General features: G+C 69.3%; 26 protein-coding genes. 17 read left to right on the forward strand and 9 right to left on the reverse strand.

Annotated features, from left to right (window positions below):
* Positions 1-187: 187 nt before the first annotated feature.
* The 7 genes from EV278_RS11445 (at position 188) to EV278_RS11475 (ending at position 5,764) form a co-directional block, all read left to right on the forward strand.
* Entirely contained in the window at positions 188-1,819 is a 1,632-nt protein-coding gene (locus EV278_RS11445; protein ID WP_243692174.1) for an HWE histidine kinase domain-containing protein, read from the forward strand.
* 147 nt (positions 1,820-1,966) lie between these two features.
* On the forward strand, positions 1,967-2,668 hold the full coding sequence (gene rutB / locus EV278_RS11450) for a pyrimidine utilization protein B (RefSeq protein ID WP_243692165.1): 702 nt from the start codon (positions 1,967-1,969) through the stop codon (positions 2,666-2,668).
* A 139-nt stretch (positions 2,669-2,807) separates the two neighbouring features.
* Positions 2,808-3,197: a pyrimidine utilization protein C gene (rutC, locus tag EV278_RS11455; RefSeq protein ID WP_018061590.1), complete on the forward strand. Its 390-nt coding sequence runs from the start codon at positions 2,808-2,810 to the stop codon at positions 3,195-3,197.
* Positions 3,198-3,998: a pyrimidine utilization protein D gene (gene rutD / locus EV278_RS11460; protein ID WP_132091033.1), complete on the forward strand. Its 801-nt coding sequence runs from the start codon at positions 3,198-3,200 to the stop codon at positions 3,996-3,998.
* A 163-nt stretch (positions 3,999-4,161) separates the two neighbouring features.
* A complete protein-coding gene (gene rutA, locus EV278_RS11465) occupies positions 4,162-5,223 on the forward strand; it encodes a pyrimidine utilization protein A (RefSeq protein WP_132091036.1) in 1,062 nt (353 codons plus the stop codon).
* 46 nt (positions 5,224-5,269) lie between these two features.
* Positions 5,270-5,449, forward strand: coding sequence for a CopG family transcriptional regulator (locus EV278_RS11470; RefSeq protein WP_132091039.1), 180 nt, complete (start codon positions 5,270-5,272; stop codon positions 5,447-5,449).
* Positions 5,450-5,464: 15 nt separating this feature from the next.
* Positions 5,465-5,764, forward strand: a complete 300-nt coding sequence (locus EV278_RS11475) for a type II toxin-antitoxin system RelE/ParE family toxin (protein ID WP_132091042.1) — start codon at positions 5,465-5,467, stop codon at positions 5,762-5,764.
* Here EV278_RS11475 and EV278_RS11480 read toward each other — a convergent pair.
* The 5 genes from EV278_RS11480 to EV278_RS11495 all read right to left on the reverse strand — a co-directional run bounded on the left by EV278_RS11480 (position 5,761) and on the right by EV278_RS11495 (position 9,978).
* Positions 5,761-6,267 (reverse strand): FKBP-type peptidyl-prolyl cis-trans isomerase, encoded by a 507-nt coding sequence (locus EV278_RS11480; RefSeq protein ID WP_132091045.1) that lies wholly within the window; start codon positions 6,265-6,267, stop codon positions 5,761-5,763. The two genes, EV278_RS11475 and EV278_RS11480, sit on opposite strands and share 4 nt — an antisense overlap.
* 280 nt (positions 6,268-6,547) lie before the next feature.
* Positions 6,548-8,482 carry a M61 family metallopeptidase gene (locus EV278_RS11485; protein WP_132091048.1) on the reverse strand — a complete coding sequence of 645 codons (1,935 nt, stop codon included), beginning with the start codon at positions 8,480-8,482 and terminating at the stop codon, positions 6,548-6,550.
* Positions 8,483-8,733: 251 nt separating this feature from the next.
* Positions 8,734-9,234: a hypothetical protein gene (locus EV278_RS11490; RefSeq protein ID WP_207905480.1), complete on the reverse strand. Its 501-nt coding sequence runs from the start codon at positions 9,232-9,234 to the stop codon at positions 8,734-8,736.
* 132 nt (positions 9,235-9,366) lie between these two features.
* Complete coding sequence (locus EV278_RS24005) at positions 9,367-9,540, reverse strand: hypothetical protein (protein ID WP_165916617.1); 174 nt, start codon at positions 9,538-9,540, stop codon at positions 9,367-9,369.
* 69 nt (positions 9,541-9,609) lie between these two features.
* Positions 9,610-9,978 (reverse strand): response regulator, encoded by a 369-nt coding sequence (locus tag EV278_RS11495; protein ID WP_132091054.1) that lies wholly within the window; start codon positions 9,976-9,978, stop codon positions 9,610-9,612.
* A gap of 221 nt (positions 9,979-10,199) precedes the next feature.
* Here EV278_RS11495 and EV278_RS11500 point away from each other — a divergent pair, with 221 nt between their 5' ends.
* From EV278_RS11500 to EV278_RS11520, 5 genes are all read left to right on the forward strand, one after another.
* Positions 10,200-10,829 carry a PepSY-associated TM helix domain-containing protein gene (locus EV278_RS11500; protein ID WP_132091057.1) on the forward strand — a complete coding sequence of 210 codons (630 nt, stop codon included), beginning with the start codon at positions 10,200-10,202 and terminating at the stop codon, positions 10,827-10,829.
* A gap of 11 nt (positions 10,830-10,840) precedes the next feature.
* Complete coding sequence (locus tag EV278_RS11505; protein WP_132091060.1) at positions 10,841-11,356, forward strand: DUF2271 domain-containing protein; 516 nt, start codon at positions 10,841-10,843, stop codon at positions 11,354-11,356.
* A 32-nt stretch (positions 11,357-11,388) separates the two neighbouring features.
* The gene (locus EV278_RS11510) at positions 11,389-12,279 is read left to right on the forward strand and encodes a DUF4198 domain-containing protein (RefSeq protein WP_132091063.1); all 891 of its coding nucleotides are present in this window, start codon (positions 11,389-11,391) and stop codon (positions 12,277-12,279) included.
* A 175-nt stretch (positions 12,280-12,454) separates the two neighbouring features.
* A complete protein-coding gene (locus EV278_RS11515) occupies positions 12,455-13,447 on the forward strand; it encodes an FAD:protein FMN transferase (protein ID WP_132091066.1) in 993 nt (330 codons plus the stop codon).
* Positions 13,444-15,000 (forward strand): sulfite reductase flavoprotein subunit alpha, encoded by a 1,557-nt coding sequence (locus EV278_RS11520; RefSeq protein WP_132091069.1) that lies wholly within the window; start codon positions 13,444-13,446, stop codon positions 14,998-15,000. Before EV278_RS11515 ends, EV278_RS11520 begins: the two co-directional genes overlap by 4 nt.
* 92 nt (positions 15,001-15,092) lie before the next feature.
* Here EV278_RS11520 and EV278_RS11525 read toward each other — a convergent pair whose 3' ends face one another.
* Both EV278_RS11525 and EV278_RS11530 read right to left on the reverse strand, forming a co-directional pair.
* The gene (locus EV278_RS11525) at positions 15,093-15,671 is read right to left on the reverse strand and encodes an NTP transferase domain-containing protein (RefSeq protein ID WP_132091072.1); all 579 of its coding nucleotides are present in this window, start codon (positions 15,669-15,671) and stop codon (positions 15,093-15,095) included.
* Positions 15,672-15,673: 2 nt separating this feature from the next.
* Complete coding sequence (locus tag EV278_RS11530) at positions 15,674-16,159, reverse strand: hypothetical protein (protein WP_132091075.1); 486 nt, start codon at positions 16,157-16,159, stop codon at positions 15,674-15,676.
* Between the two features lie 171 nt (positions 16,160-16,330).
* Here EV278_RS11530 and EV278_RS11535 point away from each other — a divergent pair, with 171 nt between their 5' ends.
* Positions 16,331-17,389 carry a LacI family DNA-binding transcriptional regulator gene (locus tag EV278_RS11535; protein WP_132091078.1) on the forward strand — a complete coding sequence of 353 codons (1,059 nt, stop codon included), beginning with the start codon at positions 16,331-16,333 and terminating at the stop codon, positions 17,387-17,389.
* Positions 17,390-17,966: 577 nt separating this feature from the next.
* Here the strand turns inward: EV278_RS11535 and EV278_RS11540 are convergent.
* Entirely contained in the window at positions 17,967-18,344 is a 378-nt protein-coding gene (locus tag EV278_RS11540; RefSeq protein ID WP_132091081.1) for a DUF427 domain-containing protein, read from the reverse strand.
* Between the two features lie 207 nt (positions 18,345-18,551).
* Between EV278_RS11540 and EV278_RS11545 the strand changes: the two genes are divergently transcribed.
* From EV278_RS11545 to xylD, 4 genes are all read left to right on the forward strand, one after another.
* Positions 18,552-19,703 carry a fumarylacetoacetate hydrolase family protein gene (locus tag EV278_RS11545; protein WP_132091084.1) on the forward strand — a complete coding sequence of 384 codons (1,152 nt, stop codon included), beginning with the start codon at positions 18,552-18,554 and terminating at the stop codon, positions 19,701-19,703.
* Between the two features lie 37 nt (positions 19,704-19,740).
* Complete coding sequence (xylB, locus tag EV278_RS11550; protein ID WP_132091087.1) at positions 19,741-20,487, forward strand: D-xylose 1-dehydrogenase; 747 nt, start codon at positions 19,741-19,743, stop codon at positions 20,485-20,487.
* A 144-nt stretch (positions 20,488-20,631) separates the two neighbouring features.
* Positions 20,632-21,507 carry an SMP-30/gluconolactonase/LRE family protein gene (locus tag EV278_RS11555; protein ID WP_132091090.1) on the forward strand — a complete coding sequence of 292 codons (876 nt, stop codon included), beginning with the start codon at positions 20,632-20,634 and terminating at the stop codon, positions 21,505-21,507.
* Positions 21,494-23,275, forward strand: coding sequence for a xylonate dehydratase XylD (xylD, locus tag EV278_RS11560; RefSeq protein WP_132091093.1), 1,782 nt, complete (start codon positions 21,494-21,496; stop codon positions 23,273-23,275). The genes EV278_RS11555 and xylD overlap by 14 nt, the downstream gene beginning before the upstream one ends.
* A gap of 145 nt (positions 23,276-23,420) precedes the next feature.
* Here xylD and EV278_RS11565 read toward each other — a convergent pair whose 3' ends face one another.
* Positions 23,421-25,610, reverse strand: coding sequence for an outer membrane beta-barrel family protein (locus EV278_RS11565; protein WP_132091096.1), 2,190 nt, complete (start codon positions 25,608-25,610; stop codon positions 23,421-23,423).
* Positions 25,611-25,733: the final 123 nt, after the last annotated feature.

Below are 25,733 nucleotides of genomic sequence, written 5' to 3' on the forward strand. Positions count from 1 at the left end.
AGCGCCGCCAAAAGTTGCCGCATCGTCCGCCAGCGCTTGGTCGGCGCCGGCTTGACCCGGCGCGGCGGCGGCCCTCTCTTGCGTCGAGCCCGAAGGATGAGCCTGTCCGCCCTTGCCAGACCCGGTCGCCTCCGCCCCCGCATCGTCCTCGCCCGCCGCCGGCACGGTGCGCCGGCGGCTGCTGCTGATGGCGCTCAGCCTGGTGGTTCCGGCCGTGCTGTTCATGACCCTGCTGGCTCGCGCCGAGTTCGGAGAGAGCCGGTCCCGGTACGAGCGGCAGCTGATCGCCACCACCCGCGCCCTGGTGCTGGCCACCGATCGGCAGATCGGCCAGGGCCAGAGCATCCTGCAAACCCTGGCGGTGTCGCCCTCCCTGATCGCCGGCGACATCCCCGCGTTCGAGCGCCAGGCGCGGGCCGCGGTGCAGGGCGGCGATGGCTGGATCGTGCTGATCGACGGCGACCGCCAGTTGGTCAACACCCGCCTGCCCCCAGGCGCCCCGTTGCCCCGGGCCCGCCTGCCGGACGACCGCTGGCGGATCATCCGCGCGGGCCAGACCTCGGTCTCGAACCTGATCGTGCGCAAGGACGGCTCGGCGCCGGCCTTCGTGTCGATCGACATGCCCGTGATCGTCGACGGCAAACTGCACGACCTGGCCTATGTCCAGACCCCCGACGCGTTCTCGACGATCTTCACCAGCCAGACCATCCCGCCCAGCTGGACGGCCAGCATCGTCGACCGCAACGCCTCGCTGGTGGCGCGCTCCAAGGACCAGAACCGCTTCCTGGGCCACAGGGTCGGGGCCGAGATGCTAGCCGCCATGGCGCGGGGCAGCGAGGGAGTCACGCTGAGCCATACGCTGGACGGCACCCCCACCCTCTCGGCCTTCAGCCGTTCGCCGACCAGCGGCTGGGCCTTCATCGTCGGCGTGCCCCGGAGCGAGCTCAGCCGGGCCAACTGGTCGTCGATGGGCGGACTGACCCTGGCCAGCGTGGTGCTGCTGATCATCGGGGCGGCGGTGGCCCTGACAGTCTCGCAGGACATCGCGGCGGCTGTTCGCGGCCTTTCCGCCGACGCCAAGGCCGTAGCGGCGGGCGAGGAGATCGCCGTGGTCGGAGACCGCTTCCAGGAGATCGCCGAGGTGCGGGCGGCCCTGCACGACGCCTCGGTCCAGCTGCGGGCCCGCGAGGCCGAGGAACTGCGCGCCCACCAGCGCCAGCAACTGATGATCAACGAGCTGAACCACCGGGTGAAGAACACCCTGTTCACGGTGCAGTCCCTGGCCCGGCAAAGCCTGGGCCGGCCCGCGGACACGCCCGGCCTCGAGGCCTTCAACGAGCGCATCATGGCCCTGGCCCGGGCCCACGACCTGCTGACCCGCAGCGTCTGGGAGGGCGCCGACCTCCAGGAGATCCTGGAGGAGACCCTCGAGCCCTATCTGGATCGGACGATCCTGGCCGGCCCGCCGGTGGCCCTGACGCCGAACGCCGCCCTGGCCCTGTCGATGGTGTTCCACGAGCTGGGCACCAACGCCGGCAAGTACGGGGCCCTGTCGCTGCCCGGGGGCGCGGTGACGGTGGTCTGGCACGTCGACCCCGGCGCGCCGCACCGGCTGACCCTGCACTGGGAGGAGCGCGGCGGCCCTCCGGTGTCGCCGCCGGCCCGCAAGGGCTTCGGCTCGCGCCTGATCGCCGCCACCCTGAAGTCCGACCTGGCCGGCGAGGCGCGGGTCGACTACCGCCCCAGCGGCCTGGTCTGCGTCCTGACCCTGTCGCTGCGCCCGCCGAGCGAGGACGGGGAGGAGGGGGCGGGCGCGTAGGGCCGCACGACATTTAGTAAGTCGTTTCTGAATTAGCCCAAGACTTGGGCGCCCGCGACGCAATCGAAGTTCGCCGATCATCGATCGATTGCGCCCCGCTCCGCGATGGTCTTAGCTGCGTCGCTCACCCCTGCGGGAACGAGCGCCATGACCCTGCCCGACACCCTGATGCTGCCGGCCCGGCCCGAGCCCATCGCCCTGCCGGTCGACAAGACCGCGGTGATCGTCATCGACATGCAGAACGCCTACGCCTCGCCCGGCGGCTATCTGGACCTGGCCGGTTTCGACATCAGCGGCGCGGCGGCGGTGATCGACAAGATCAAGGGCGTGCTGGACGTGGCGCGCGGCGCGGGCATGCCGGTGATCTACTTCCAGAACGGCTGGGACAGCGACTATGTCGAGGCCGGCGGCCCCGGCTCGCCCAACTGGCACAAGTCCAACGCCCTGAAGACCATGCGCGCCCGGCCCGAGCTGCAGGGCAAGCTGCTGGCCAAGGGCGGCTGGGACTATGAGCTGGTCGACGACCTCAAGCCCGTCCCCGGCGACATCGTGCTGCACAAGACCCGCTACAGCGGCTTCTTCAACAGCCAGCTGGACAGCGTGCTGCGCTCGCGCGGGGTGCGTCACCTGGTGTTCGTCGGCATCGCGACCAATGTCTGCGTGGAGTCGACCCTGCGCGACGGCTTCTTCCTGGAATATTTCGGCACGGTGCTGGAGGACGCCACCCACCAGGCCGGCCCCGACTTCGTGCAGCAGGCGGCGCTCTACAACATCGAGAAGTTCTTCGGCTGGGTCTCGACCACGGCCGACTTCAAGGGCGCGGTGGGGCAGCGGGAGATGGGCGCGTGAGCGACGCCCTGCGTCCTTCGAGGCTCGGCGACGCCTCGCACCTCAGGATGAGGACCTCCTGAGCCACTGAATTCCTCATCCTGAGGCGCCGCGAAGCGGCCTCGAAGGACGCACGGCTTCGCAGTCAAGGAGACGACAAATGCCCAAGACCGTCATCATCCCGCCCGGCACGGGCACGCCGATCGCGCCGTTCTCGCCGGGGACCCTGGCCGACGGCGTGGTCTATGTCTCGGGCACCCTGGCCTTCGACAAGGACAACAACGTCGCCTTTCCCGACGACGCCGAGGCCCAGACCCGGCAGGTGCTGGAGACCATCAAGTCGGTGATCGAGACCGCCGGCGGGACCATGGACGACGTGACCATGAACCACATCTTCCTGACCGACTGGTCCAACTATCAGACCATCAACAAGGTCTATGCCGAGTACTTCCCCGGCGACAAGCCGGCCCGCTACTGCATCCAGTGCGGCCTGGTGAAGCCCGGCTTCGTGGTCGAGATCGCCAGCGTCGCCCACATCGGCAAGAAGTAGATGCACGGCGGAACCGTCGACGGCCTGTACTACGAGGTCCATGGCGGACCGGCGGCCGGCCGCGCGACGGTGATCCTGTCGGCCGGCCTGGGCGGTTCGGGGGCGTTCTGGAAACCGCAGATGGACGCCCTGCTCCAGCGGTTCCGGGTGGTGCTGTACGATCACCGCGGCACGGGGCGCAGCGCCCGGACCCTGACCGAGCCGCACTCGGTGGCCGCCATGGGCGAGGACATCGTCAAGGTCATGGACGCCCTGGGCCTGGAGCGCGCCCACCTGGTCGGCCACGCGGCGGGCGGCAACGCCGGCCTGGCCCTGGCGCTGGACCACCCCGACCGCGTCGACAGGCTGGTGGTGGTCAACGGCTGGTCGCGACCCGACCCGCACATCAAGCGCTGCTTCGACACGCGCCTGGCCCTGCTGAACAACACCGGCATCGCCGCCTATGTCCACGCCCAGCCGATCTTCCTCTATCCGGCCGACTGGCTCTCCGCCAACCACGCCCGGCTGGAGGCCGAGGAGGTCCACCACATCCACGGCTTCCCGGACCCGGACGTCATGCGGGCCCGCATCCAGGCCCTGCTCGACTTCGATATCGACGCCGACCTGGACAGGATCCGATGCCCGGTGCTGGTCAGCGCCAGCGCCGACGACATGCTGGTGCCGCTGGCCTGCTCGCGCCGCCTGGCCGAGCGCCTGCCCGACGCCGTGCTCGACATAGCCCCTTGGGGCGGTCACGGCTTCACGGTGACGGCGCCGGAAGCGTTCAACGCGCGCGTCGTGCGCTTCCTGGAGGGGGCGTGACGACGCGCTCCGCCCAGATCCTCCCCCTCCGGGGGGAGGTGGCCCGAAGGGCCGGAGGGGCCCGCCGCCGCGGCTCCCCCTCAGTCGCTTCGCGACAGCTCCTCCGGAGGGGGAGCATCGTCCTTGTCGCACTTCACAACACAGAAAAGGGGGCACTCATCCCATGGAAATCGGCGTCTTCATTCCGATCGGCAACAACGGCTGGCTGATCTCCGAGGCGGCCCCGCAGTACATGCCGTCGTTCGCGCTGAACAAGGAGATCGTCCAGAAGGCCGAGACCTACGGCTTCGATTTCGCGCTCTCGATGATCAAGCTGCGCGGCTTCGGCGGCAAGACCCAGTTCTGGGAGCACAATCTTGAGAGCTTCACCCTGATGGCGGGGCTCGCGGCGGTCACCGAGAAGATCAAGATCTTCGCCACCGCCGCCACCCTGACGATCCCGCCGGCCATCGTGGCCCGCATGGCCTCGACCATCGACTCGATCGCGCCGGGGCGGTTCGGCATCAACCTGGTGACAGGCTGGCAGAAGGCCGAATACGACCAGATGGGCCTGTGGCCGGGCGAGCAGCACTATACCGACCGCTACAACTACCTGGCCGAATACGCCACCGTGCTGCGCGAGCTGCTGGACACCGGGGTCAGCGACTTCAAGGGCAAGTACTTCCAGATGACCGACTGCCGGGTGAGCCCGCATCCCGAGCAGACCAAGCTGATCTGCGCCGGCTCGTCCAACGAGGGCCTGGCGTTCACGGCCCAGTACGCCGACTACAGCTTCGCCCTCGGCAAGGGGACCAACACCCCGGCCGCCTTCGCCTCGGTCAACGACCGGCTGAAGGCCGCCGCCGACAAGACCGGCCGCGACGTGGCGTCCTACATCCTGTTCATGATCATCGCCGACGAGACCGACGAGGCGGCCATGGCCAAGTGGCAGGCCTACCGGGCGGGCGCCGACCAGGAGGCCCTGGCCTGGCTGACCAACCAGGCCGCCCCCAACGCCGCCGCGGGTTCGACCACCAACACCGCCCAGCTGGCGGCCCCGGAGTCAGCGGTGAACCTCAACATGGGCACGCTGGTGGGCTCGTACGAAAGCGTCGCCCGGATGCTGGACGAGGTGGCGGCGGTCGAGGGCACGGCCGGGGTGCTGCTGGTGTTCGACGACTTCGTGAAGGGGGTCGAGGACTTCGGGACCCGGGTGCAGCCGCTGATGAAGAGCCGGAACGTCTGAAGAGAGGGGCCTGCCCCTCTCCGTTCCCCTATGTTAGGCTCCGGCAATGAAGTCCGAACGGTCCATCTTTGACGAGATCGACGTCGACGCCGACAGGGCTGCCGACGCCGAAGGCTTGGCCGATCTCGACGCGGGCCGCGTGATCTCGCACGAAGCTATGAAAGCCTGGCTGCTGTCGCTGGGTACGGCGAACGAACTTCCACCGCCCCGCCCGGCCAGATCCTAGACGTCATCGACGGCGATGAACGACGAGATCGGTCGCCGTTACCGGATCGTCTGGTCGCTTCGTTCCCGGCGCGATATCGAAGGCATTCATGCCTACATCGCTCAGGTCGCGCCCCTGGCGGCCGGCCGGTTCATTTCGCGCCTGATCGCGACGGTTGAAAGCTTGGCTGACCAGCCGCTTCGAGGCCGGCCGCTATACGGCCAGGTTCGCGAAATGGTCGCGGTCAGGCCCTATGTCGTTCGCTATCGGGTGCGAGGCGGCGCCGTGCAGATCATCCGGATCAAGCACAGCGCCCAAGACTCCGACCAGACCTAGTCCACCGCCAGCATGTCGATCAGCTGCAGCCGGAACACCAGCACGCTGTTGGCCGGGATCGGGCCGGCGGCGCGTTCGCCATAGGCCAGGTTGGCCGGGATCCACAGGGTCCATTCGTCGCCGACATGCATCATCGGCAGGGCCTCCAGCCAGCCGGGGATCAGGCCCTCGGCCGGCATGATCGCCGCCTGCTTGCGCTCGAACGAGCTGTCGAACACCGTGCCGTCCAGCAGCTTGCCCTCGTAGTGGACCTTGACGATGTCGCCGAGCTTCGGGGACTTGCCGGTCTTGGGGCCCGAGGTCGTGACCTTGTACTGCAGGCCCGAGGCCGTGGTGATCACGCCCGGCGCCTTGGCGTTCTTGGCCAGGAACGCCTGGCCCTCGGCCAGGGTCTTGGACGTGTCGATGGCGGCCGCCAGCTGGGGCGGCGCCGAGGCCTCCTGCGCCAGGGCGGGAGCTGACAGCAGGGAAAGGCCCAGGACCAGGCCGGCGATACGGTTCATGCGAAGACAGTCCATTCGAAGCGGAAGCTCGCGCTGTCTTTCACGGAACCCATGGCGGCATCAAGACCGCGCGTGGGATCGGGGGGATGAAGGGTCGACACGCCGTGCGTCCTTCGAGGCCCGCTGCGCGGGCGCCTCAGATGAGGACCGTTGTGGCTCTGCTTCCTCATCCTGAGGTGCGCGCTCCTGAGCGCGCCTCGAAGGACGCACGGCCCCCTGACATCGAAAAGGCCGCCGGACTCTCCACCGGCGGCCCCTTCAGCTGCGAACAATTCAGCCTCTACTTCTTCGGCGAATAGATGTCGTCCAGCCGCGCCGGCGTGCCCTCGATGCGCTCCAGGCGCGGATACTTCAGGCCGCCGTGGTAGTCGATCTTGACGGTCCGGTAGCGCTCGCCGTCCTTGATCAGCAGTTCGACGACCGGCGCGTCGGCCTTGGCCGTGGCCTTGACCGCGTCCCTGACGCCGTCGTCGCTGTAGGCCACGCCGTTGACCGCGACGATGGTCTCGCCGGCCGTCAGCCCCGCCTTGAACGCGGGGGTATCCCAGTTGACCGCCGACAGCACGCCGTCCTTGCCGATCGTGATCCCCAGCGAATAGCTGAGATTGACGATCTTGCCCTTGGTCTCGGCCGCCTTGAAGAACTCGGTCGGCGTGTCGGTATAGACCAGCTTGTAGCCCCCGCGGGTCAGGCCATCCAGCGGGGCGTGCTCGGACAGGCCCTCGATGCGGGTCTTCAGGAAGCTGGCCCAGTCGTAGGGGACCACGCCGTTCAGAGTCTGGACCACGGTGTCGAAGTCGTAGGTCAGCGGCACGTAGGAGCCGTTCTCGACGCCGAAGAAGGCCTTGGCGAAGTCGTCCAGCGACTTCTTGCCGCCAGTCTTCTCGCGGATCAGCGTGTCGGCGTCGAGCCAGACCAGCTGGCCTTCCGAATAGTAGTCCTCGCTGCGCTGCCAGCTGGTCCACGAGGCCGGCTTGCGATTGGCGATGATCGGGTCGTTGGTGGTGTCCAGCACGTTGCGCCACTGGCGGCCGGCGCGAGTATCGTACAGGGCGGCGGTCATGGCCAGCGACTCCAGGCCCTGCTGCTTGGTCTGCAGGCCCGAGCGGGCGGCCAGCACATTGCCCCAGTACTGGGTCTGGCCCTCATAGACCCACATCAGGCTGTCGCGCATCGGCTCGTTCAGCGTCGGGGTGTAGAGGTCGGCCCCGCGGCGGAACTTGCCGTTCCACGAGTGGGTGTATTCGTGGGCCAGCAGGTCGCGGCCGACGAAGGTCTTGTCCCAGTCGGTGAAATACTTGGGGACCACGCCGTTCTCGCTGGAGCGGTGATGCTCCAGGCCGATGCCGCCCATCTTGTCGGTCAGGGCCAGCAGGAAGTCGTAATGGTCGTAGTGGTGCGCGCCGTAAAGCTTGTAGGCCTGCTGCACCAGGTTGCGATGGATCTGCAGGGCCTCAGGCTTGATGTCCAGCAGCTCGGGCTTGTCGGCGACGATGTTCAGCCGCACCGGCACGGCCGCGCCCGGGTCCAGGTCCACCTGCTTGTAGTAGCGGCCGGCGAACATCGGCGAGTCGACCAGGGTCTCGAAGGTGGTGGTCTTGAAGGTGGTGGTCTGGCCGTCGCTAGCCCCCTTCTCCAGGGCCGTGCCGAAGCCCCAGCCCTGCGGCAGCTTCACGGTCGGCTCCACCTGGATGCGGCGGGTGTAGTAGCCGGCCGGATAGAAGCCCAGCTGCAGCCACTGCACGTTCAGCATGTCGTCGGTGACCAGGATGCGGCCGACGTCGCCCTTCACCGGGGTGAGGAACTGGAAGCTGACCTGGATCTCGGTCGCGCCGTCCGGCACGTCGAAGTGGAAGGCGTGGACGGCGACCGGATCGCGGGTCCACGGCAGGGTCTTGCCGCCCGCGGTGATCACCAGCCCGGCCATCTTGTCCAGGTCGTTGCGCGGCGAGTGGCCGCCGGGCACCCACTGCGGATACAGGATGGTCATTGGGCCGGGCTTGGCGACCGGGATCGTCTCGCGGACCTGGAAGATCTTGCGGTCCAGGTCGGTGGCGTCGACCGACAGCTTCAGCACGCCGGGATAGGCGACGTCCTGGGCGGCAGCGATCGGCGGCGTCGGCGGGGCCTGGACCGGGAGGCGCTCCTGGGCGAAGGCGCTGGAGAGGCCCAGGGACAGGGCGACGGCGGAGGCGGTAAAGAACAGCGTTTTCAACAAACGACCCCAATGCGACGCGCGGGCGTCTCCCCGCGACGAAAGGCGGCATACTTCTCCTCTAAAGCGGGGCTTGTCGAGGTCGTCCGTGGCGTTGTCGCGTGGGTTGACCGAGTTTTACGGTCAAGCCCGCCGCAGGGGCGCCGGTTGACCTTGGGTGGTCGGTGTTTGGAGGGCGGACCAGGGCGTTGGGGCCGGGCGGCTTGGCGGTCACGCCGCCAACAAGCGGCCATGGCGGCCGGGACCGTCCCTCAAAGGGGCGGCTCAGCACTCAAAAGCCAGCCCACGACCATGCGCTCGAAATCGACATAGGGCACGGTATCGGGGTCGAATTCGAGGTCGGCCGCGAGCGTCGGTAGATCCGCCATGAACGACTGAAGGAGCCGCGACACACGATCTGCGCTTGGTAACTGCCGCCGCGAAACATTGGCCAGCCAATCCCGCGTCTTGCGGAGGGCCGTGACGGCGTCGCCGTCGTGACCGTGGATGTCCATACCCGCAAGGTCGGAGACGAAGCGTTGATAACGGTAGCGCTCGACGTCCAGGATCAGGAGGCGCTTCGCGCTTTGGCCTTGGCCGCCAAACCTCTTGGCTCCCAAGAACAGGCCCAACTCCAAGGGCATATTGAAGCGCGGAAGCTGGTGAACCTCGTCAAGCTCGGTTCGCGACAGGTCATGGATGCCGTACCGGCATTCGCCGATCATGCCATAGAGCTTGTCAATCCGGGTCTGGCCGCCGTCGTCGAGCTCCATGGCCGATCGGGGACGGAAGCCGCAAGCGTAGATCGCGAAAATGATCGCTCTGAAGGTCGGAGTGTAAGCGCGATCGAAGGGGCAATTGATGAAGACATCGTCGGCCGATGTCCCCCCACGCGGAGCCAAGGGCTATTTCTTCTTGCCTTGAATGTTCTGAGCAACCTGGCTGGCTTCCCGAACCGTGATCGAACTGCCTTTCGATGCAGGACTCAGGATGAACCGCCCCGTCGCCGCGCTGCGGCCAGCCACCATGCCGCTGTGCTTTCCAGACTTCGGTGGGGCTTGGTTGGTGCGGGTGGCCATACGAAGAATGTGCGTAGTCGATCCGAAAACAGCAAGAGATAAATGGACGGCGGGCGTCGCTGTCGCCTCCTAAGCCGCCGCGTCGAACCGCGCCTCCAGCGCCCGCACCGCGCCCAGCAGGCGGCCGGGGGTGATGGGCTTTTCAAGGCGGGCGTCGCCGCGCTCGTCGTCCTTGAGCAGATGCTCGTCGCGGGCCGAGGCCAGCAGCACGGCCGTGCGTGCGCCCCGCCGGCGGCGGGTAGCCTTGATCAGCTCGCCGCCGGTCATGCGCGGCATGGCGAAGTCGGTGATCAGCAGGTCGGGGTCAAAGGCGTCCATGGCCTGCAGCGCCTGCTCGCCGTCGCGGCAGATCAGCACCTCGAAACCGGCTTCGCGCAGGGTGATTTCGTGGATGGTGGCCAGGAGGAGGTCGTCCTCCGCGACTAGGATCTTGTGCAACGTCCGCCCCGACATGCTTAACGACTGGTTAAGCACGATTAGCCCGGCCAAATCGCGCCGTCGCCGTGCGCTATCGTCGCAGTCGGCAACCCCAGAACGCTTTCATTTTAAGGGAAAACTCACGCGTGTGACGGCCGCCGCACGGGAGGGCTTGCTTTTGCAAGTCGTTCTCAAGTATGGGCTTGAAGCTCAGCCAAGAACCCCTCGCGCCCCCGGATTTCGTGAAGACCGCCCCCGCCCAGCAAAGCCGCTCGTTCTGGCTCAAGCAGCTGCACCAGTGGCACTGGATCAGCGCCGCCCTGAGCCTGGTGGGCATGCTGCTGTTCGCGGTCACCGGCTTCACCCTCAACCACGCCGGCCAGATCGAGGCCCAGCCCAAGGTGGTCAGCCGCAAGGCGACCGTGCCCGCCGAACTGCTTTACCTGCTGGCCTCGGGCCCGCCCGAAGGCAAGCGCCCGCTGCCGCCGCAGCTCGAGACCTGGCTGGACAAGGCGGTCGACGCCGACATCGCCGGCCGCGAAGGCGAATGGTCGCAGGAGGAGGTCTATGTCGCCCTCCCCCGCCCCGGCGGCGACGCCTGGATCAGCATCGACCGCGCGACCGGCGCCGTGGAGCACGAGAAGACCACGCGCGGCGCGATCAGCCTGCTCAACGACCTGCACAAGGGCCGCAACGCCGGCAAGGCCTGGGGCTGGTTCATCGACATCTTCGCCGGGGCCTGCGTGGTGTTCGCGGTCACAGGCCTGATCCTGCTGCAGTTCCACGCCCGGGCCCGTCCCCTGACCTGGCCCCTGGTGGCCGGCGGCCTGATGATCCCGCTGTTGCTCGTCATCCTTTTCGTCCACCTGTGAGGCGTCCCGCCATGAAGCGTTCCCTATCCCTGCTGACCTTCTCGGCCCTCGCCGGCGCTACCCCCGCCGTGGCCGCCGACCTTGCCGTCACGGTGGAGGTGCCGCGCCTGACGGTCGCGGAGTACCACAAGCCCTATGTCTCGATCTGGATCGAGAACCCGGCCGACGCCACTGCCGCCGGCACCCTGGCGGTCTGGTACGACGCCGGCTCCAAGGAGGACAAAGGCGTCAAGTGGCTGAAGGACATGCGCCAGTGGTGGCGCAAGGCCGGTCGCACCATGAGCTTCCCCGCCGACGGGATCAGCGGCGCGACCCGCGCGCCCGGCCCGCAGAAGCTGGTGTTCAGCGGCGCCAAGGGTGCGCTCAAGGACCTCAAACCCGGCCAGTACAACCTGGTGGTCGAGGCGGCTCGCGAAGTCGGCGGCCAGGAGGCCGTCCGCGTGCCCTTCGTCTGGGGCAAGCCCGGCAAGCCCGCTACCGCCAAGGGCGCAACCGAGGTCGGCGCCGTCACCGTCGCCGTCAAGTAGATCCCCGAAACCCGCTCCCAGAGAGAACCGCCATGACCTTCAAGACGCGCCTTCTCGCCGTCGCCGCCGGGCTGGCCCTGGCCCTGCCCCTGGTGCTGCCCACCGCCGCCAGCGCCCATCGCGGCTGGCTCCTGCCCTCGGCCACCGTGCTGTCGGGCGAAGGCGCCTGGGTCGGGGTCGACGCGGCCATCTCCAACGAGCTGTTCTACGCCGACCACAACCCGATGCGCCTGGACGCCGTGACCGTCACCGCGCCGGACGGTTCGGCCGACAAGGTCCAGAACCCGGCTGTCGGCAAGTACCGCTCGACCTTCGACGTCCAGCTGTCCAAGCCCGGCACCTACAAGATCGGCTCGGCGGTCAGCACGGTCATGGCCAGCTGGACGCAGGACGGCCAGGTCAAGCGCTTCCGCGGCTCGCCCGAGGACTTCGCCAGGCAGGTCCCGGCCGGCGCCGCCGACCTGAAGACCATCAAGAGCTTCAACCGCAACGAAACCTTCGTCACCCGCGACGCCCCGACCACCACGGTGTTCGCGCCGACCGGCAAGGGGCTGGAACTGGTTCCGGTGACACACCCCAACGACCTGGTGGCCGGCGAAGCGGCGACGTTCAAGTTCCTGCTCGACGGCAAGCCGGCGGCGGATCTGGAGGTCACCTTCGCTCCCGGCAATTCGCGCTACCGCGCCACGCCCGGCGACTTCAAGGTCAAGACCGGCGCCGATGGGGTGTTCAAGGTCACCTTCCCGGAAGCGGGCATGTACTGGATGAACGCCGTGGTGCGGACCGGCGAGACCGGCCGGGGTCCCGGCGGCCCGGGTGGGGGCATGGGCGGTCCTGGCGGCGCGCCCGCCCCCGCCACGCCCCTGGCCGGCGACGGCATGAGCGCCAGCTACACCGCCACGCTCGAAGCGCTGCGGCCTTAGAGCTTTCAGAGGTCGTCATCCTCCGCGACAAGACGATGTGGCGAGCGCCGTTGAACGTCCCCGTCCTTCGACAAGCTCAGGATGAGGACGAATTTTGCGACCGTTCAGTAGAAATCCTCATCCTGAGCTTGTCGAAGGACGGGGATTTCTTCCCGCCGGCTTTTCAGTGATCCCCATGACCCGCGTCCTCGTCCCCCAGCTCGCCGAGCCGCCCGCCCGCCCGATCGGCGGCGCGGTGCTGGCGCTTGGCGGCCGGACGATGGGCACGACCTGGTCGGTCAAGCTGGTGGCCCCGCCGACCGCCGACGCCCGGGCCCTGACCGTCATGGCCCAGCACGAGCTCGACGCCGTGGTCCGCGAGATGAGCCCCTGGGAGCCGCTGTCGGACCTGTCGCGCTACAACCGCGCGGCCGCCGGTGGCTGGACCGCCCTGCCCCCGGCCTTCGCCCAGGTGCTGCGCGCCGCCCTGGAGATCGCCGAGCGGACGGACGGCGCCTTCGACCCCACCCTGGGGGCCCTGGTCGATCTCTGGGGATTTGGCCCCCGCCCGTTCTCCGGCGCGCCGCCGCGAGCCCAGGACCTCGCCGGCGCCCAGGACGCGGCCGGCTGGCGGCGCGTGGTCATGGACGGCGACAGCCTGTTCCAGCCAGGCCGCCTGCGGCTGGACCTCAACGGGATCGCCAAGGGCTTCGCGGTCGACCAGGTGGCCGCCGCCCTCGACCGGGCCGGCGTCCGTTCGTACCTGGTCGAGGTCGGCGGCGAGCTGCGCGGGACCGGCGCCAAGCCCGACGGCCAGCCCTGGTGGGTCGAGCTGGAGCGGCCGCCGGTCGCCAATGACGGCGTGCGGACCCTGGTGGCCCTGCACGGCCTGTCGGTGGCGACCTCGGGCGACTATCGCCGGTTCTTCGAGCATGGCGGCCGCCGCTACGCCCACACCCTGGACCCCGCCACCGCCGCGCCGGTCGCTCATCCCACGGTCAGCGTCACGGTGCTGGACGGCAGCTGCCTGCGGGCCGACGCCTACGCCACGGCGCTGACGGTGATGGCGCCCGAGGCCGCGCTAGCCTTCGCGACCGTGCACGGCCTGGCCGCCTTGATCCTGGCGCGCGGCCCCGCCGGCCTGGAGGAGCGCCTGTCGCCGGCCCTCCTGGCGATGCTCGACGCATGACCAGCGGGTGGGACGCCCTGGCGCCCGGGGCCGGCCGCCTCTGGACGGCCGGTCTGGTCCTCCTCGCCTATGTCCTGTTCTGCCTGGCCGTCGCCTGGCGCGAGGCCCGCCGCCGACGCGCCGCCCGCCACGCCACCCAGGCCCTGGCGGCCGGGACCGGCGCGAGCGTCCTGGTGGTCCACGCCAGCCAGACCGGCTTCGCCGAGGAACTGGCCCTGGCCACCGCCCGGCTGCTGGGCGAGGCCGGCGCGCGCGTCGCCTTGAAGAGCCTGGCCGAGGTGACGATCGCCGACCTGACGGGAGGGGGCCGCGCCCTGTTCGTGGCCAGCACCACCGGCGAGGGCGACGCCCCCGACACCGCCCGCCGCTTCATCCGCGAGGTCATGGGCGACGAGCCCGCGCTCGACGGCCTCGGCTACGGCGTCCTGGCCCTGGGCGACAGCAGCTACGCCCGGTACTGCGCCTTCGGCCGAACCTTGGACGCCTGGCTGGCCCATCACGGCGCGACGCCGCTGTTCGACCGGGTCGAGGTCGACGACGGCGACCCGGCCGCCCTGCGCCACTGGCAGGCCCATGTCGGCGTGCTGGCCGGCGTCACCGACGCGCCCGACTGGACGCGGCCGCGCTACGGCCGCTGGCGGCTGGCCGAGCGGCGCCGCCTGAACCCCGGCAGTCCGGGCGACGCGGCCTTCCATCTGCGGCTCGAGCCCCTGGACGCCGCGACCTGGCAAGCCGGCGACATCCTGGAAGTCGGCCCGCGCAACGCCCCGGCCGAGGTCGCCGCCCTGCTGGCGCGGCTGGGCCTGGACCCGTCCGCCCCGGTGGTCGCCGAAGAGGGCGCGACCCTGGCCGAGGCCCTGTCCTGGCGCCGCCTGCCGCACGACGACATGCCCCCGGTGCCGACCGCCCAGGCCCTGGTCGACGCCCTGCCGCCCCTGCCGCACCGCGAATATTCGATCGCCTCCCTGCCGGCCGACGGCGCGGTCGAGCTGCTGGTGCGCGCCATGAAGCGGGCCGACGGCAAGCCGGGCCTGGGCTCGGGCTGGCTGACCCTCCACGCCGCCGAGGGGACCGAGATCGCCGCCCGGGTGCGGACCAACCGCGCCTTCCACGGTCCACCGGACGACCGACCACTGATCCTGGTCGGCAACGGCACGGGCCTGGCCGGACTTCGCGCCCACCTGAAGGCCCGCGCCGCCGCCCCCTCTTCAAGCCATGGCCGCCCTCGCAACTGGCTGGTGTTCGGCGAGCGCACGGCGGCCCACGACTATTTCCACCGCGACGAGATCGAGGCCTGGCGCGCCGAGGGCGTGCTGCAGCGCCTGGACCTGGCCTTCTCCCGCGACCAGGACCGCAAGATCTATGTCCAGCACCGCCTGCTGGAGGCCGCCGACGCTCTGCGCGCCTGGGTCGCCGACGGCGCGGCGATCTATGTCTGCGGCTCGCTGGAGGGCATGTCGGGCGAGGTCCACGCGGCGCTGACGACCGTGTTGGGCGCGGAAACGATGGAGCGCCTGACCGACGAGGGACGGTATCGGCGGGACGTCTACTGACATAACGCCCCTTCCCTCCCCCTTGCGGGGAGGGTGGCCCGCCTAGCGGGTCGGGTGGGGGACTGGTGCAGGGTGTCGGACGGAGCCGGGAGTCAGCAGGCCCCACCCGACCCTGGCTTCGCCAGGGCCGCCCTCCCCACGAGGGGGAGGGAAAGCGCCAGAACTTCCTCCGGGGTGTTGGCCCCGCGCAGCCGGGCCCGCACGGTCTCGTCGCACGGCAAGACCGCCAGCTCCGCCCGCTCGACCAGCCGCCGCAGCGGCCAGCCGGCTTGCGCCTCGGCCGGCAGGGCGGCCAGGGTCAGCGCCATCGGCACGGGCAGGCCGTCATAGACCGCCCCGGGCTCGGCCGCCGCCAGCAACGGCTGAAGATCCTCGGCCGTCACGGTCGGGGCGTCGACCGCCAGGACCAGGGCCCGGGAGAGGCCGTGCGCCGCGAGGGCCCGCGCCCCGGCCAGCACGCCGCCGACCGGCCCCGCGCCGGGCGACGGGTCGTCGACATGCTCCAGGCCCAGGTCGCGCCCGGCGGTCAGCACGCGCGCGGCGCCGGCCGCGCGGGCCAGGGCCGCCACCCGGTCCACCGCCCGCTGGCCGTCCCAGTCCAGCGCCGCCTTGTCCGCGCCCATGCGGCGCGAGGCGCCGCCGGTCAGGATGATGGCTCCGAAGGGGGTCATGCTTAGCAGTCCACCAAGTCGAAGAACGCGGTCGGCGCGCTCTCGCGCGCGTCGGGCGGCGTGCGATACCAGAAGGCCTCCTCCAGTCCTGGGATCAGCAGGTGGGCCGGGGCCGGAGCCCCGCGTCTCAACGCGGGCTCCGGCGCGACGCCATAGGTCGCGTCCAGGACCATGAAGTCCAGATCGCCAAGCGGCCGCGCCTTGTCATCGTCCGGCCCGGGCGGCGCCCAGTCCGGCCGGGCGACGTCATAGGTCGAGGCCAGGTGTCCCAGCGTGCCCACGCCGTTGCCCAGATAGGGCAGGAAATCGTAGGTGCGACCGCTGGCCTTCGACCGAACGATCAGCGCCACCCCCGCTGACCAGTCGCTGGAAATCGCCACAGGCCTGAACTCGGCCGTGAAGCCGGGCGCGTCGCGCAGAACATAGCGGGCCCGCTCCAACGGGCAGGATGCGGACGCGTTCGACAGCACGGCAACAGTCAAAAACACGCCGATCATGGTCGATCCAAAATTAGGTTGTGCGTCGAGTTCGACAGCTTCGCAGCAGACCGTCAATCGACCTGGCTATCGGAAGTTTCGTTCTCTCGCAGAGTTGATGGCAGTCTTTCAACTCGGCCTCGAAACGGTCTAGTGTCCGCGCGATCAAGGGACGGACCATCGATGAACGACCGCAACGAGCGCCAGCGCCGCCGCACGACCCAGAGCGCGACCATCCGCGACGTGGCGGCCCTGGCCGGGGTGTCGCCGATGACGGTGTCGCGGGTGATCAATCGCGAGACGACGGTCAAGGAAGAGACCCGGGCCCTGGTCGAGGCGGCGATCACCGAGCTGAACTACGCCCCCAACCCCGCCGCCCGCAGCCTGGCCGGCTCGGCCCCGTTCCGCATCGGCCTGCTCTACGACAACCCCTCCACCGGCTATCTGTCCGAGTTCCTGGTCGGCGCCCTGGACGAAAGCAGCCGCACCGGCGCCCAGGTGGTGATCGAGAAGTGCGCCGAGCCCGAACTGGCCGGCGCCACCCTGACCCGCCTGCTGAAGACCGGTGTCGACGGCCTGATTCTGCCGGCCCCGCTGTGCGAGAGCGCCCAGGTGCTGGCCGAGGTCAAGGCGGCCGGCGCCGCCGCCGTCGCCGTCGCCCCCGGCAAGGCCAGCGCCGACATGGCCACCATCCGCATCGACAACGAGGCCGCCGCCTTCGAGCTGGCCGAGCACCTGCTGGGCCTGGGCCACAAGCGCTTCGGGATCATCAAGGGCCACCCCAACCAGACCGTCAGCCAGCAGCGCCTGGACGGCTTCCTCGCCGCCCTGAAGGTCGCCGGGATCCCGGACACGGACGTGCGGATCGAGCAGGGCTACTTCACCTATCGCTCGGGCCTGGAGGCCGCCGAACGGCTGCTGGGCGAGGACGACCGGCCCACCGCCATCTTCGCCGGCAACGACGACATGGCCGCCGCCACGGCGGGCGTCGCCCACCGCATGGGCCTGGACGTGCCCGAGGACGTGTCGATCGTCGGCTTCGACGACACCTCGATCGCCGCCAACATCTGGCCGGCCCTGACCACCGTCCACCAGCCGATCGCCGCCATGGCCCGCGCCGCGGTCGACCTGGTGCTGGAAGAGATCCGCCGCCAGCGCGGCAAGACCGGCGAGCCCCGCCAGCTGATGCACCCGCACACCCTGATCGTGCGGGACTCGACGGGGCCTGCGCCGGAGGGGTGAAGTCGTGACTTAGGACCGCTTCGCCCCGTTGCGGAGCTCTGTCGACGGGTTAAAGATCGCCGGATGAACGAGCCGCCGAGCAAATCCGAGCGCATGGAACTGCGTCGATCTATCGGAAACCGAAAGGTGTCGAAACCGCACGCGCCTTCATTCCATCGCGGGCCCAGATATCTAATCGCCCATGCCTGTTTTGATTGCCGGAAGTCGTGGAAGCGAGATACCGACATACAGCACCGATGCCCTGAGTGTCGGGCCCCTTTGGCCTTGATGGGAAGGAGCTTCAGGACGCCTCTGAAGGCCGATCGGGCGCAGTGGGCGAAGGTGCGCCGCCTCTGGATTGCTGGATTCCGTTTCTGGAGCTATCGTAGCTTCCCCCTCGCCGAGCGCTTCCCGGAACGGTTGAGAGACGTTGACGCTTTCATCCGGCGCAATCCGCGTCACCCGATGCGAGCAACGCCTGCGTCCTAACCACCCTTCTTTCTCCCGATCTCCGGCTCGGCAAGTTGATTGAGGCGCGGGGCGGTAGGCGTCGGAACTTCACCACCACCAATCAGGCCGTCTTCCTCGAACGGTCCGGTCAGCCCTCCTCGACGATCGCGTCCACCCGGTCGGGATAGAACGCCAGGTGATCCTGGATCGCCGCCACCGCCGGATAGGCCGACTCGTAGGTCCAGATCGCGTTGACCGACCGCTCGCCGCCCAGCGGGATGCTGAAATAGGACGCCTCGCCCTTGTAGGGGCAATAGGTGGCGTGGTCGGTGCGGGCCAGCAGGGCCATGTCGACGTCCTGGCGCGGAATGTATTGCACCGGCGGATAGGAGGCCTCGCGCAGCGTCATGGCGTCGCGGGTGTCGGCGATCACCTTGCCGCCCAGGGTGACGGTCACGCGCCGGGAATTTGGCGTGACGGTGATGGGGTGGTCGGGCCCCGGGATCTTGATCGGCCGCTCGGTCATGGCGTTGTCCTGCTTGAGCTTGCGCCGTTAAGATGGTTTCAAGCGCGCTCGTCCGCCAGGGGAGGCTGGCCGGTCGGCGCGATCCGCCCGGCGCGGCGGGGCTTGCGTTGGGCGTTGTGTTAGCGCTAACAACAAGATCTGTGAGCAAGGGGGGCGTGGGCGGCGAGTCAAGACCGGTCCAGCGCGCCCGCCAGGGAGAGACGACCGGTGGCCCTCAGTGATTTCCTTCCCGACGACTGGCGCGCCGCGACCCTGCTGGGCCGCATCGATTTCGGCCAGGGCCCGACCCCGGTCCTGATCCGCAACGGCCGCATCGAGGACGTCAGCAAGATCGCCCCGACCACGTCGGACCTGATGAACGCCTTCGCGCCCGGTGCGGCGATTCCCGCCGGCGAGGACCTGGGTCCGCTGGAGGCCCTGGACGTGCGCGCCGTCTGGGAGAACCCGGAAGGCGCGGCCGCCAAGCTGCTGGCCCCGGTCGACCTGCAGGTGCTGAAGGCCGCCGGCGTGACCTTCGCGGTCTCGACCCTGGAGCGGGTGATCGAAGAGCGGGCCCGCGGCGACGCCGCCGCCGCCCTGCAGATCCGCGAGCAGCTGTCGGCCAGCATGGGCGGCGACCTGCGCAGCGTCGATCCGGGCTCGGAAGGCGCCGAGCGCCTGAAGCAGTCCCTGATCAAGAGCGGCCTGTGGTCGCAATATCTGGAAGTCGCCATCGGCCCCGACGCCGAGATCTTCACCAAGGGCCCGACCCTGTCGTCGATGGGCTGGGGCGACCATGTCGGCGTGCGCAGCGACAGCCACTGGAACAATCCCGAGCCGGAGGTCGTGCTGCTGTGCGACGGTTCGGGCCGGATCCGCGGCGCATCGCTGGGCAACGACGTCAACCTGCGCGACTTCGAAGGCCGCTCGGCCCTGCTGCTCAGCAAGGCCAAGGACAACAACGCCTCGTGCGCCATCGGCCCGTTCTTCCGGCTGTTCGACGACGGCTTCAGCCTGGACGACGTCCGCTCGGCCGAGGTGACGCTGAAGATCACCGGCCGCGACAACTTCGTGCTGGACGGCCACAGCAACATGAGCCTGATCAGCCGCGACCCGGCGGTGCTGGCCGCCCAGGCCTTTGGCAAGCAGCACCAGTACCCGGACGGCTTCGCCCTGTTCCTGGGCACGATGTTCGCCCCGATCCAGGACCGCGACGCGGCCGGCCAGGGCTTCACCCACAAGGTCGGCGACCGTGTCCGCGTCGCCACCCCCAAGCTGGGCGTGCTGGAGAACGAGGTGACCACGTGTGATCTCGCCGCTCCGTGGACGTTCGGCCTCTCCGCCCTGATCCGCAATCTGGCCGGCCGCGGCCTGCTGTGATCTCCCTGAAAATCGTCTCTTCCTGGTCGTGACGCGTATGTCCTCCGCCATCTATCCCAGCCTCAAGGGCAAACGCGTCGTCATCACCGGCGGCGGCTCGGGCATCGGCGCCGGCATCGTCGCCGGCTTCGCGCGCCAGGGTTCCGAGGTGATCTTCCTCGACGTCGCCGACGAGGACTCCAAGGCCCTGGCCGCCCAGCTGGCCGGCTCGCCGATCGCGCCGGTCTACCTGCGCTGCGACCTGACCGACCTGGACGCCGTGGCCAAGGCCTTCGCCGAGATCGGCCCGATCGACGTGCTGGTCAACAACGCCGGCAACGACGACCGCCACAAGCTGGCCGAGGTGACGCCCGCCTATTGGGACGAGCGCATGAACGTCAACCTGCGCCACATGCTGTTCTGCACCCAGGCCGTGGCCCCGGGCATGAAGGCGCGCGGCGGCGGGGCGGTGATCAACTTCGGCTCGATCAGCTGGCACCTGGGCCTGGAGGACCTGGTCCTCTACGAGACCGCCAAGGCCGGCATCGAGGGCATGACCCGCGCCCTGGCCCGCGAGCTGGGTCCCGACGACATCCGCGTCACCTGCGTGGTGCCGGGCAACATCAAGACCAAGCGCCAGGAGAAGTGGTACACGCCCGAGGGCGAGGCCGAGATCGTCAAGGCCCAGGCCCTGAAGGGCCGCCTGGTCCCCGACCACGTCGCCTCCCTGGTGATGTTCCTGGCCTCGGACGACGCCAGCCTGTGCACCGGTCACGAATACTGGATCGACGCCGGCTGGCGTTGATCGGCGCGTAGAGCCCCCTCCGGCCCTTCGGGCCACCTCCCCCAGAGGGGGAGGAACTACGTTGTGCAGATGCTCCCCTTCTGGGGGAGCTGTCGCGAAGCGACTGAGGGGGTATACCGCGCTGAACTGAGAGGAACGTCGCCCATGCCTACCCCCACCTGCGTCTGGGACCTGAAAGCCACCCTCGGCGAGGGGCCGATCTGGTCCGCCGAGGAACAGGCCGTGTGGTTCGTCGACATCAAGAGCCACAAGGTCCACCGCTTCCATCCGGCCAGCGGGGCCACGGCCAGCTTCGACGCGCCCGACCAGGTGACGTTCCTGGCCCCGCGGGCCGGCGGCGGCTTCGTGGCCGGCCTCAAGAGCGGTCTGCACCACTTCCATCCCGACAGCGGCTTCGTCTTCCTCAGCGAGATCGAGGACGCGGCCTTGGACAACCGCCCCAACGACGCCACCGTCGACGGCGCGGGCCGGCTGTGGTTCGGCACCATGCATGACGCCGAGACCACCCTGACGGGCGCGCTCTACCGCCTGGACGAGGCCGGCCGGCCGCTGAAGCAGGACGACGGGATCTGCATCACCAACGGCCCGTGCGCCTCGCCCGACGGCAAGACCTTCTACCACACCGACACCCTGGAAAAGATCATCTGGGCCTATGACCTGGACGCCGACGGCGGCCTGTCGAACAAGCGCCAGTTCTTCCGCCTGGACATGGAGAACGCCTGGCCCGACGGCTCGGTGGTCGACGCCGAGGGCTATGTCTGGACGGCCCTGTGGGGCGGCCACGGCGCCCTGCGCCTGTCGCCCGAGGGCGAGATCGTCGACCGCGTGACCCTGGACGCCATCAATGTCACCAAGCCCTGCTTCGGCGGGCCCGACCTGAAGACCCTCTACTTCACCACCGCCCGCAAGGGCCTGAGCGACGAGCAGCTGGACGCCTATCCGCTGTGCGGCGGCCTGTTCGCCCTGCCGGTCGCCGTCGCCGGCCAACCGCAATGCGAGGTGCGCCTTGACCGCCCCTGATAGAACGCCCCGCCGGTTCCGCTCGCGCGACTGGTTCGACAATCCCGACCACATCGACATGACCGCCCTCTATCTGGAGCGGTTCATGAACTACGGGATCACCCCGGAGGAGCTGCGCAGCGGCAAGCCGATCATCGGCATCGCCCAGACCGGCAGCGACATCTCGCCGTGCAACCGCATCCACCTGGACCTGGTGACCCGGGTGCGCGACGGCATCCGCGACGCCGGCGGCATCCCGATGGAGTTCCCGGTCCACCCGATCTTCGAGAACTGCCGCCGCCCGACCGCGGCCCTGGACCGGAACCTGTCGTATCTGGGCCTGGTCGAGACCCTGCACGGCTATCCGATCGACGCCGTGGTCCTGACCACCGGCTGCGACAAGACCACCCCGGCCGGCATCATGGCCGCCACCACCGTCAACATCCCGGCCATCGTGCTGTCGGGCGGGCCGATGCTGGACGGCTGGCACGACGGCGAGCTGGTCGGTTCGGGCACGGTGATCTGGCGCTCGCGCCGCAAGCTGGCCGCCGGCGAGATCGACGAGGCCGAGTTCATCCAGCGCGCCGCCGACAGCGCCCCCTCGGCCGGCCACTGCAACACCATGGGCACGGCCTCGACCATGAACGCCGTGGCCGAGGCCCTGGGCCTGTCGCTGACCGGCTGCGCGGCGATCCCCGCCCCCTATCGCGAGCGCGGCCAGATGGCCTATCGCACCGGCCAGCGGATCGTCGACCTGGCCTATGAGGACATCAAGCCCAAGGACATCCTGACCAAGAAGGCGTTCGAGAACGCCATCGCCCTGGTGGCGGCGGCCGGCGGCTCGACCAACGCCCAGCCGCACATCGCCGCCATGGCGCGTCACGCGGGGCTGGAGATCACCGCCGACGACTGGCGGGCGGCCTATGACATCCCGCTGATCGTCAACATGCAGCCGGCCGGCAAGTATCTGGGCGAGCGCTTCCACCGGGCCGGCGGCGCGCCCGCGGTGCTGTGGGAACTGCTGCAGCAGGGCCGCCTGCACGGCGACGTCCTGACCGTCACCGGCAAGACCATGGCGCAGAACCTGGAAGGTCGCGAGACCAAGGACCGCGAGGTGATCTTCCCCTACGCCCAGCCCCTGGCCGAAAAGGCCGGCTTCCTGGTGCTGAAGGGCAACCTGTTCGACTTCGCGATCATGAAGTCCAGCGTGATCGGCGCCGACTTCCGGGCCCGCTATCTGAGCAAGCCGGGCCAGGAAGACATCTTCGAGGCCCGGGCCGTGGTGTTCGACGGCTCGGACGACTACCACGCCCGGATCAACGACCCGGCGCTGGAGATCGACGAGCACTGCATCCTGGTGATCCGCGGCGCGGGCCCGATCGGCTGGCCGGGCTCGGCCGAGGTGGTCAACATGCAGCCGCCGGACGCCCTGCTGAAGCGCGGGATCATGAGCCTGCCCACCCTGGGCGACGGCCGCCAGTCGGGCACCGCCGACAGCCCCTCGATCCTCAACGCCTCGCCCGAGAGCGCGGTCGGCGGCGGCCTGTCGTGGCTGCGCACCGGCGACACCATCCGCATCGACCTGAACACCGGCCGCTGCGACGCCCTGGTGTCCGAGGTCGAGATCGCCACCCGCAAGGCCGAAGGCATTCCGGCCGTGCCGGCGACCATGACCCCGTGGCAGGAGATCTACCGCGCCCACACGGGCCAGCTGGAGACCGGCGGGGTGCTGGAGTTCGCGGTCAAGTACCAGGACCTGGCGGCCAAGCTGCCGCGGCATAACCACTGAGGGCCTCGCGGCGATCATTTGCCCCCACCTGACCGCTACGCGGTCTGTCCGCCCCCATAGGGGGCGGAGCCTTCGCGTCAGGCGCTCTTCCCCCTCTGGGGGAAGACGATCGCGAAGCGATCCGTAGGGGGCAAGTGACTGCCCCCTACCCGCCGACCGCCCCGCTACCGAAGTCGAACTGTTCGGGCCGGGCCTTGCCGCCACCGAAGCTGTAGGTAAAGCCGAAGAACACCGCCCGGACGTTGGCCCGCCGCTCGGCGCGTTCCTGCAGCCACGGCGTGTCGATGACCGTGACGTCCTTGAACGCGTTCAGCACGTCGTTGGCCGTGACCACGACGTTCAGCCGGTCGCTGACCTTGCGGCGATAGCCCAGGTTCAGCAGCGAGATCGGTTCGCGGTGGCCCTGCGGCGTCAGGCGCTTGCCCGAGGTGAAGCCGTTCAGCTGGAAGAAGTCCTTGGGCGTGGCCTGCCAGCTGAGGCTGGCGCGGCCCGACAGCGTCGTGCCCGACCGCTTGCCGGTGAAGCCCAGGTCGCTGGCGTCGATCTCGTTCCAGAAGGCGTTGCCGCTGATGTTGTAGCTGAGCTTGGGCGTCAGCTTGCCGTTGGCCACCAGCTCCAGCCCGCCGTTGCGGCTCTTGGCCAGGTTCTCGCGGGTGTTCAGGAACACGCCGCCGCCCAGGTCGCTGACCACGTCGGTGACGCCGTCGCGGCTCTCGCGGTAATAGGCCGTGGCCAGGTACGACGCCGGGCCCTTGCGGTACTGCCAGCCCAGCTCGTAGGAGTCGGTGACCTGCGGCTTCAGGTCGGGATTGCCGGCCCGGTAGTTGTTGGGGTCCTGGTAGATCCGGTAGGGGTTCAGGTCCTGGACCTGCGGGCGCTGGACCCGCCGGCTGTAGTTGGCGATCAGGGTCTGGGTCTGGCTCACGGTGTAGCCCAGGTGCAGCGACGGATAGAGCCGGAAGTAGCTGTTGTCGTCCTTCTGGCCCGAGGTCACCTGGTTGGTACGGATCTCGACCTGCTCGGCCCGCAGGCCGGCCAGGGCCGTGAAGTCGCCGAAAGGCCGCTCATAGGTGACATAGCCGGCATAGACGTCCTGGTCGTACAGGAAGCGGTTGGTGCGGCTGGGATCCACGATCTGGCCGGCCAGCGACGGGCCGAAGGTTCCGTGGTTGTCATAGTCGTTGTCGACGCCCTCCAGGTCGAGCCCGGTCTTCAGCTTGGCCTCGCCAGCCATCGGGCGGGTGTAGTCGAGCTTGAAGTTGACCCGGTTCTGGTCGGCGCCGAACCCGAAGGTCTCGTAGACATCCGGCGACGGGGTGTTGTCGATGAAGGCCTGGCTGTCGCGCTGGAAGTCCGTGACCTCGTATTCCAGATGGGCGTCCAGCTCATGCTCGGCGCCCTTGAACTGGTGGCGCCAGTCGCCGCTGACCGCGCCGTTCCTGCGGTCCATCTTGGCGCTGGAGTCGCGGGCATAGGCCACGGTCGAGGCGCTGGGCGGCGCGCCCAGGATCGTGAAGGTCTCCTCGCCGCCGGTGCTGTAGTCCATGCCTCGGAACCGCACCTCGCCGCTGAGCCGGTCCTTCGGGGTGAGGTTGTAGTCGACGCCGCCGCGCAGGTTGACCGCGCTGCCGGCGTTCTTGAACGCGCCGTCCTGCACGGTGTGCACGCCGGGGTCGGTCGCGGTGGCGGTGTCGCGCTCGTCGGTCGACCAGAACTTCTGCCGGTCGTAGCGGAAGCCGGCGTCGCCCGAGAGGGTCAGCTTGCCCTTGTTGAGGTTGCCGGTGACGCCAGTGTTGTAGCGGCCGTCGGGCCCGACGTTCAGCTTGAACGAGCCGGTCGCGCCCGGCTTGCGGGTCTTCTTGGTGATCAGGTTGATGATCCCGGCCGTGCCGTCGGGACGGTAGGCGGCCGAGGGGTTGGTCATCACCTCGACCCGGTCGATCTGGTCGGCCGGCATCTGCTGCAAGGCGTCGGCCTTGCCGTCGCCGTTGAACATGCTGGAGGGCTTGCCGTCGATCATGATCGTGACGTTCGGGTCGCCGCGCAGGCTCACATTGCCCTGCACGTCGACCTCGACCGAGGGGATGTTGCGCAGGGCGTCGGCGATCGAGCCGGTCTTGGCCGTCAGGTCGTTGGCGACGCTGTAGCTGCGGCGGTCGATCGAGGTGCGCAGGGCGGTGGAGTCGCTGGTCACCGTCACGCCCTCGACGGCGGTCGGGGACTCGGCCGGCTTGCCGGCGGGCGCGGGCTTGGCGGTCGGCGGGGCGGCCTGGGCCAAGGCCAGGCTCGGCGACAGACCCGCCACGGCGGCGAGCAACAGGACTTTCAGACGCAACGCACTTCCCCCAAGAACCGTCGGCGGACGCTCGCCCCCGACGCCAAGGCTAAGACGCCATCGGACCGCGCGGGGCAAATGTCTTTTCGGCAATGTTCGTGCGCAGGACCCGCGGAGGACAGA

It is taken from the genome of Caulobacter sp. BK020 (assembly GCF_004342605.1).
Taxonomy (GTDB): domain Bacteria; phylum Pseudomonadota; class Alphaproteobacteria; order Caulobacterales; family Caulobacteraceae; genus Caulobacter.

What these genes read in the sequence shown, in the direction of transcription:
- rutB (WP_243692165.1), top strand. Translation starts at nt 1,967, where the DNA reads ATGACCCTGCCCGACACCCTGATGCTGCCGGCCCGGCCCGAGCCCATC.
- EV278_RS11470 (WP_132091039.1), top strand. Translation starts at nt 5,270, where the DNA reads ATGAAGTCCGAACGGTCCATCTTTGACGAGATCGACGTCGACGCCGAC.
- EV278_RS24005 (WP_165916617.1), bottom strand. Translation starts at nt 9,540, where the DNA reads ATGGCCACCCGCACCAACCAAGCCCCACCGAAGTCTGGAAAGCACAGC.
- EV278_RS11535 (WP_132091078.1), top strand. Translation starts at nt 16,331, where the DNA reads ATGAACGACCGCAACGAGCGCCAGCGCCGCCGCACGACCCAGAGCGCG.
- EV278_RS11515 (WP_132091066.1), top strand. Translation starts at nt 12,455, where the DNA reads ATGACCCGCGTCCTCGTCCCCCAGCTCGCCGAGCCGCCCGCCCGCCCG.
- EV278_RS11475 (WP_132091042.1), top strand. Translation starts at nt 5,465, where the DNA reads ATGAACGACGAGATCGGTCGCCGTTACCGGATCGTCTGGTCGCTTCGT.
- EV278_RS11555 (WP_132091090.1), top strand. Translation starts at nt 20,632, where the DNA reads ATGCCTACCCCCACCTGCGTCTGGGACCTGAAAGCCACCCTCGGCGAG.
- EV278_RS11540 (WP_132091081.1), bottom strand. Translation starts at nt 18,344, where the DNA reads ATGACCGAGCGGCCGATCAAGATCCCGGGGCCCGACCACCCCATCACC.
- xylB (WP_132091087.1), top strand. Translation starts at nt 19,741, where the DNA reads ATGTCCTCCGCCATCTATCCCAGCCTCAAGGGCAAACGCGTCGTCATC.
- EV278_RS11480 (WP_132091045.1), bottom strand. Translation starts at nt 6,267, where the DNA reads ATGAACCGTATCGCCGGCCTGGTCCTGGGCCTTTCCCTGCTGTCAGCT.
- EV278_RS11505 (WP_132091060.1), top strand. Translation starts at nt 10,841, where the DNA reads ATGAAGCGTTCCCTATCCCTGCTGACCTTCTCGGCCCTCGCCGGCGCT.
- rutD (WP_132091033.1), top strand. Translation starts at nt 3,198, where the DNA reads ATGCACGGCGGAACCGTCGACGGCCTGTACTACGAGGTCCATGGCGGA.
- EV278_RS11445 (WP_243692174.1), top strand. Translation starts at nt 188, where the DNA reads ATGGCGCTCAGCCTGGTGGTTCCGGCCGTGCTGTTCATGACCCTGCTG.
- EV278_RS11520 (WP_132091069.1), top strand. Translation starts at nt 13,444, where the DNA reads ATGACCAGCGGGTGGGACGCCCTGGCGCCCGGGGCCGGCCGCCTCTGG.
- EV278_RS11510 (WP_132091063.1), top strand. Translation starts at nt 11,389, where the DNA reads ATGACCTTCAAGACGCGCCTTCTCGCCGTCGCCGCCGGGCTGGCCCTG.
- rutA (WP_132091036.1), top strand. Translation starts at nt 4,162, where the DNA reads ATGGAAATCGGCGTCTTCATTCCGATCGGCAACAACGGCTGGCTGATC.
- EV278_RS11525 (WP_132091072.1), bottom strand. Translation starts at nt 15,671, where the DNA reads ATGACCCCCTTCGGAGCCATCATCCTGACCGGCGGCGCCTCGCGCCGC.
- rutC (WP_018061590.1), top strand. Translation starts at nt 2,808, where the DNA reads ATGCCCAAGACCGTCATCATCCCGCCCGGCACGGGCACGCCGATCGCG.
- EV278_RS11490 (WP_207905480.1), bottom strand. Translation starts at nt 9,234, where the DNA reads ATGGAGCTCGACGACGGCGGCCAGACCCGGATTGACAAGCTCTATGGC.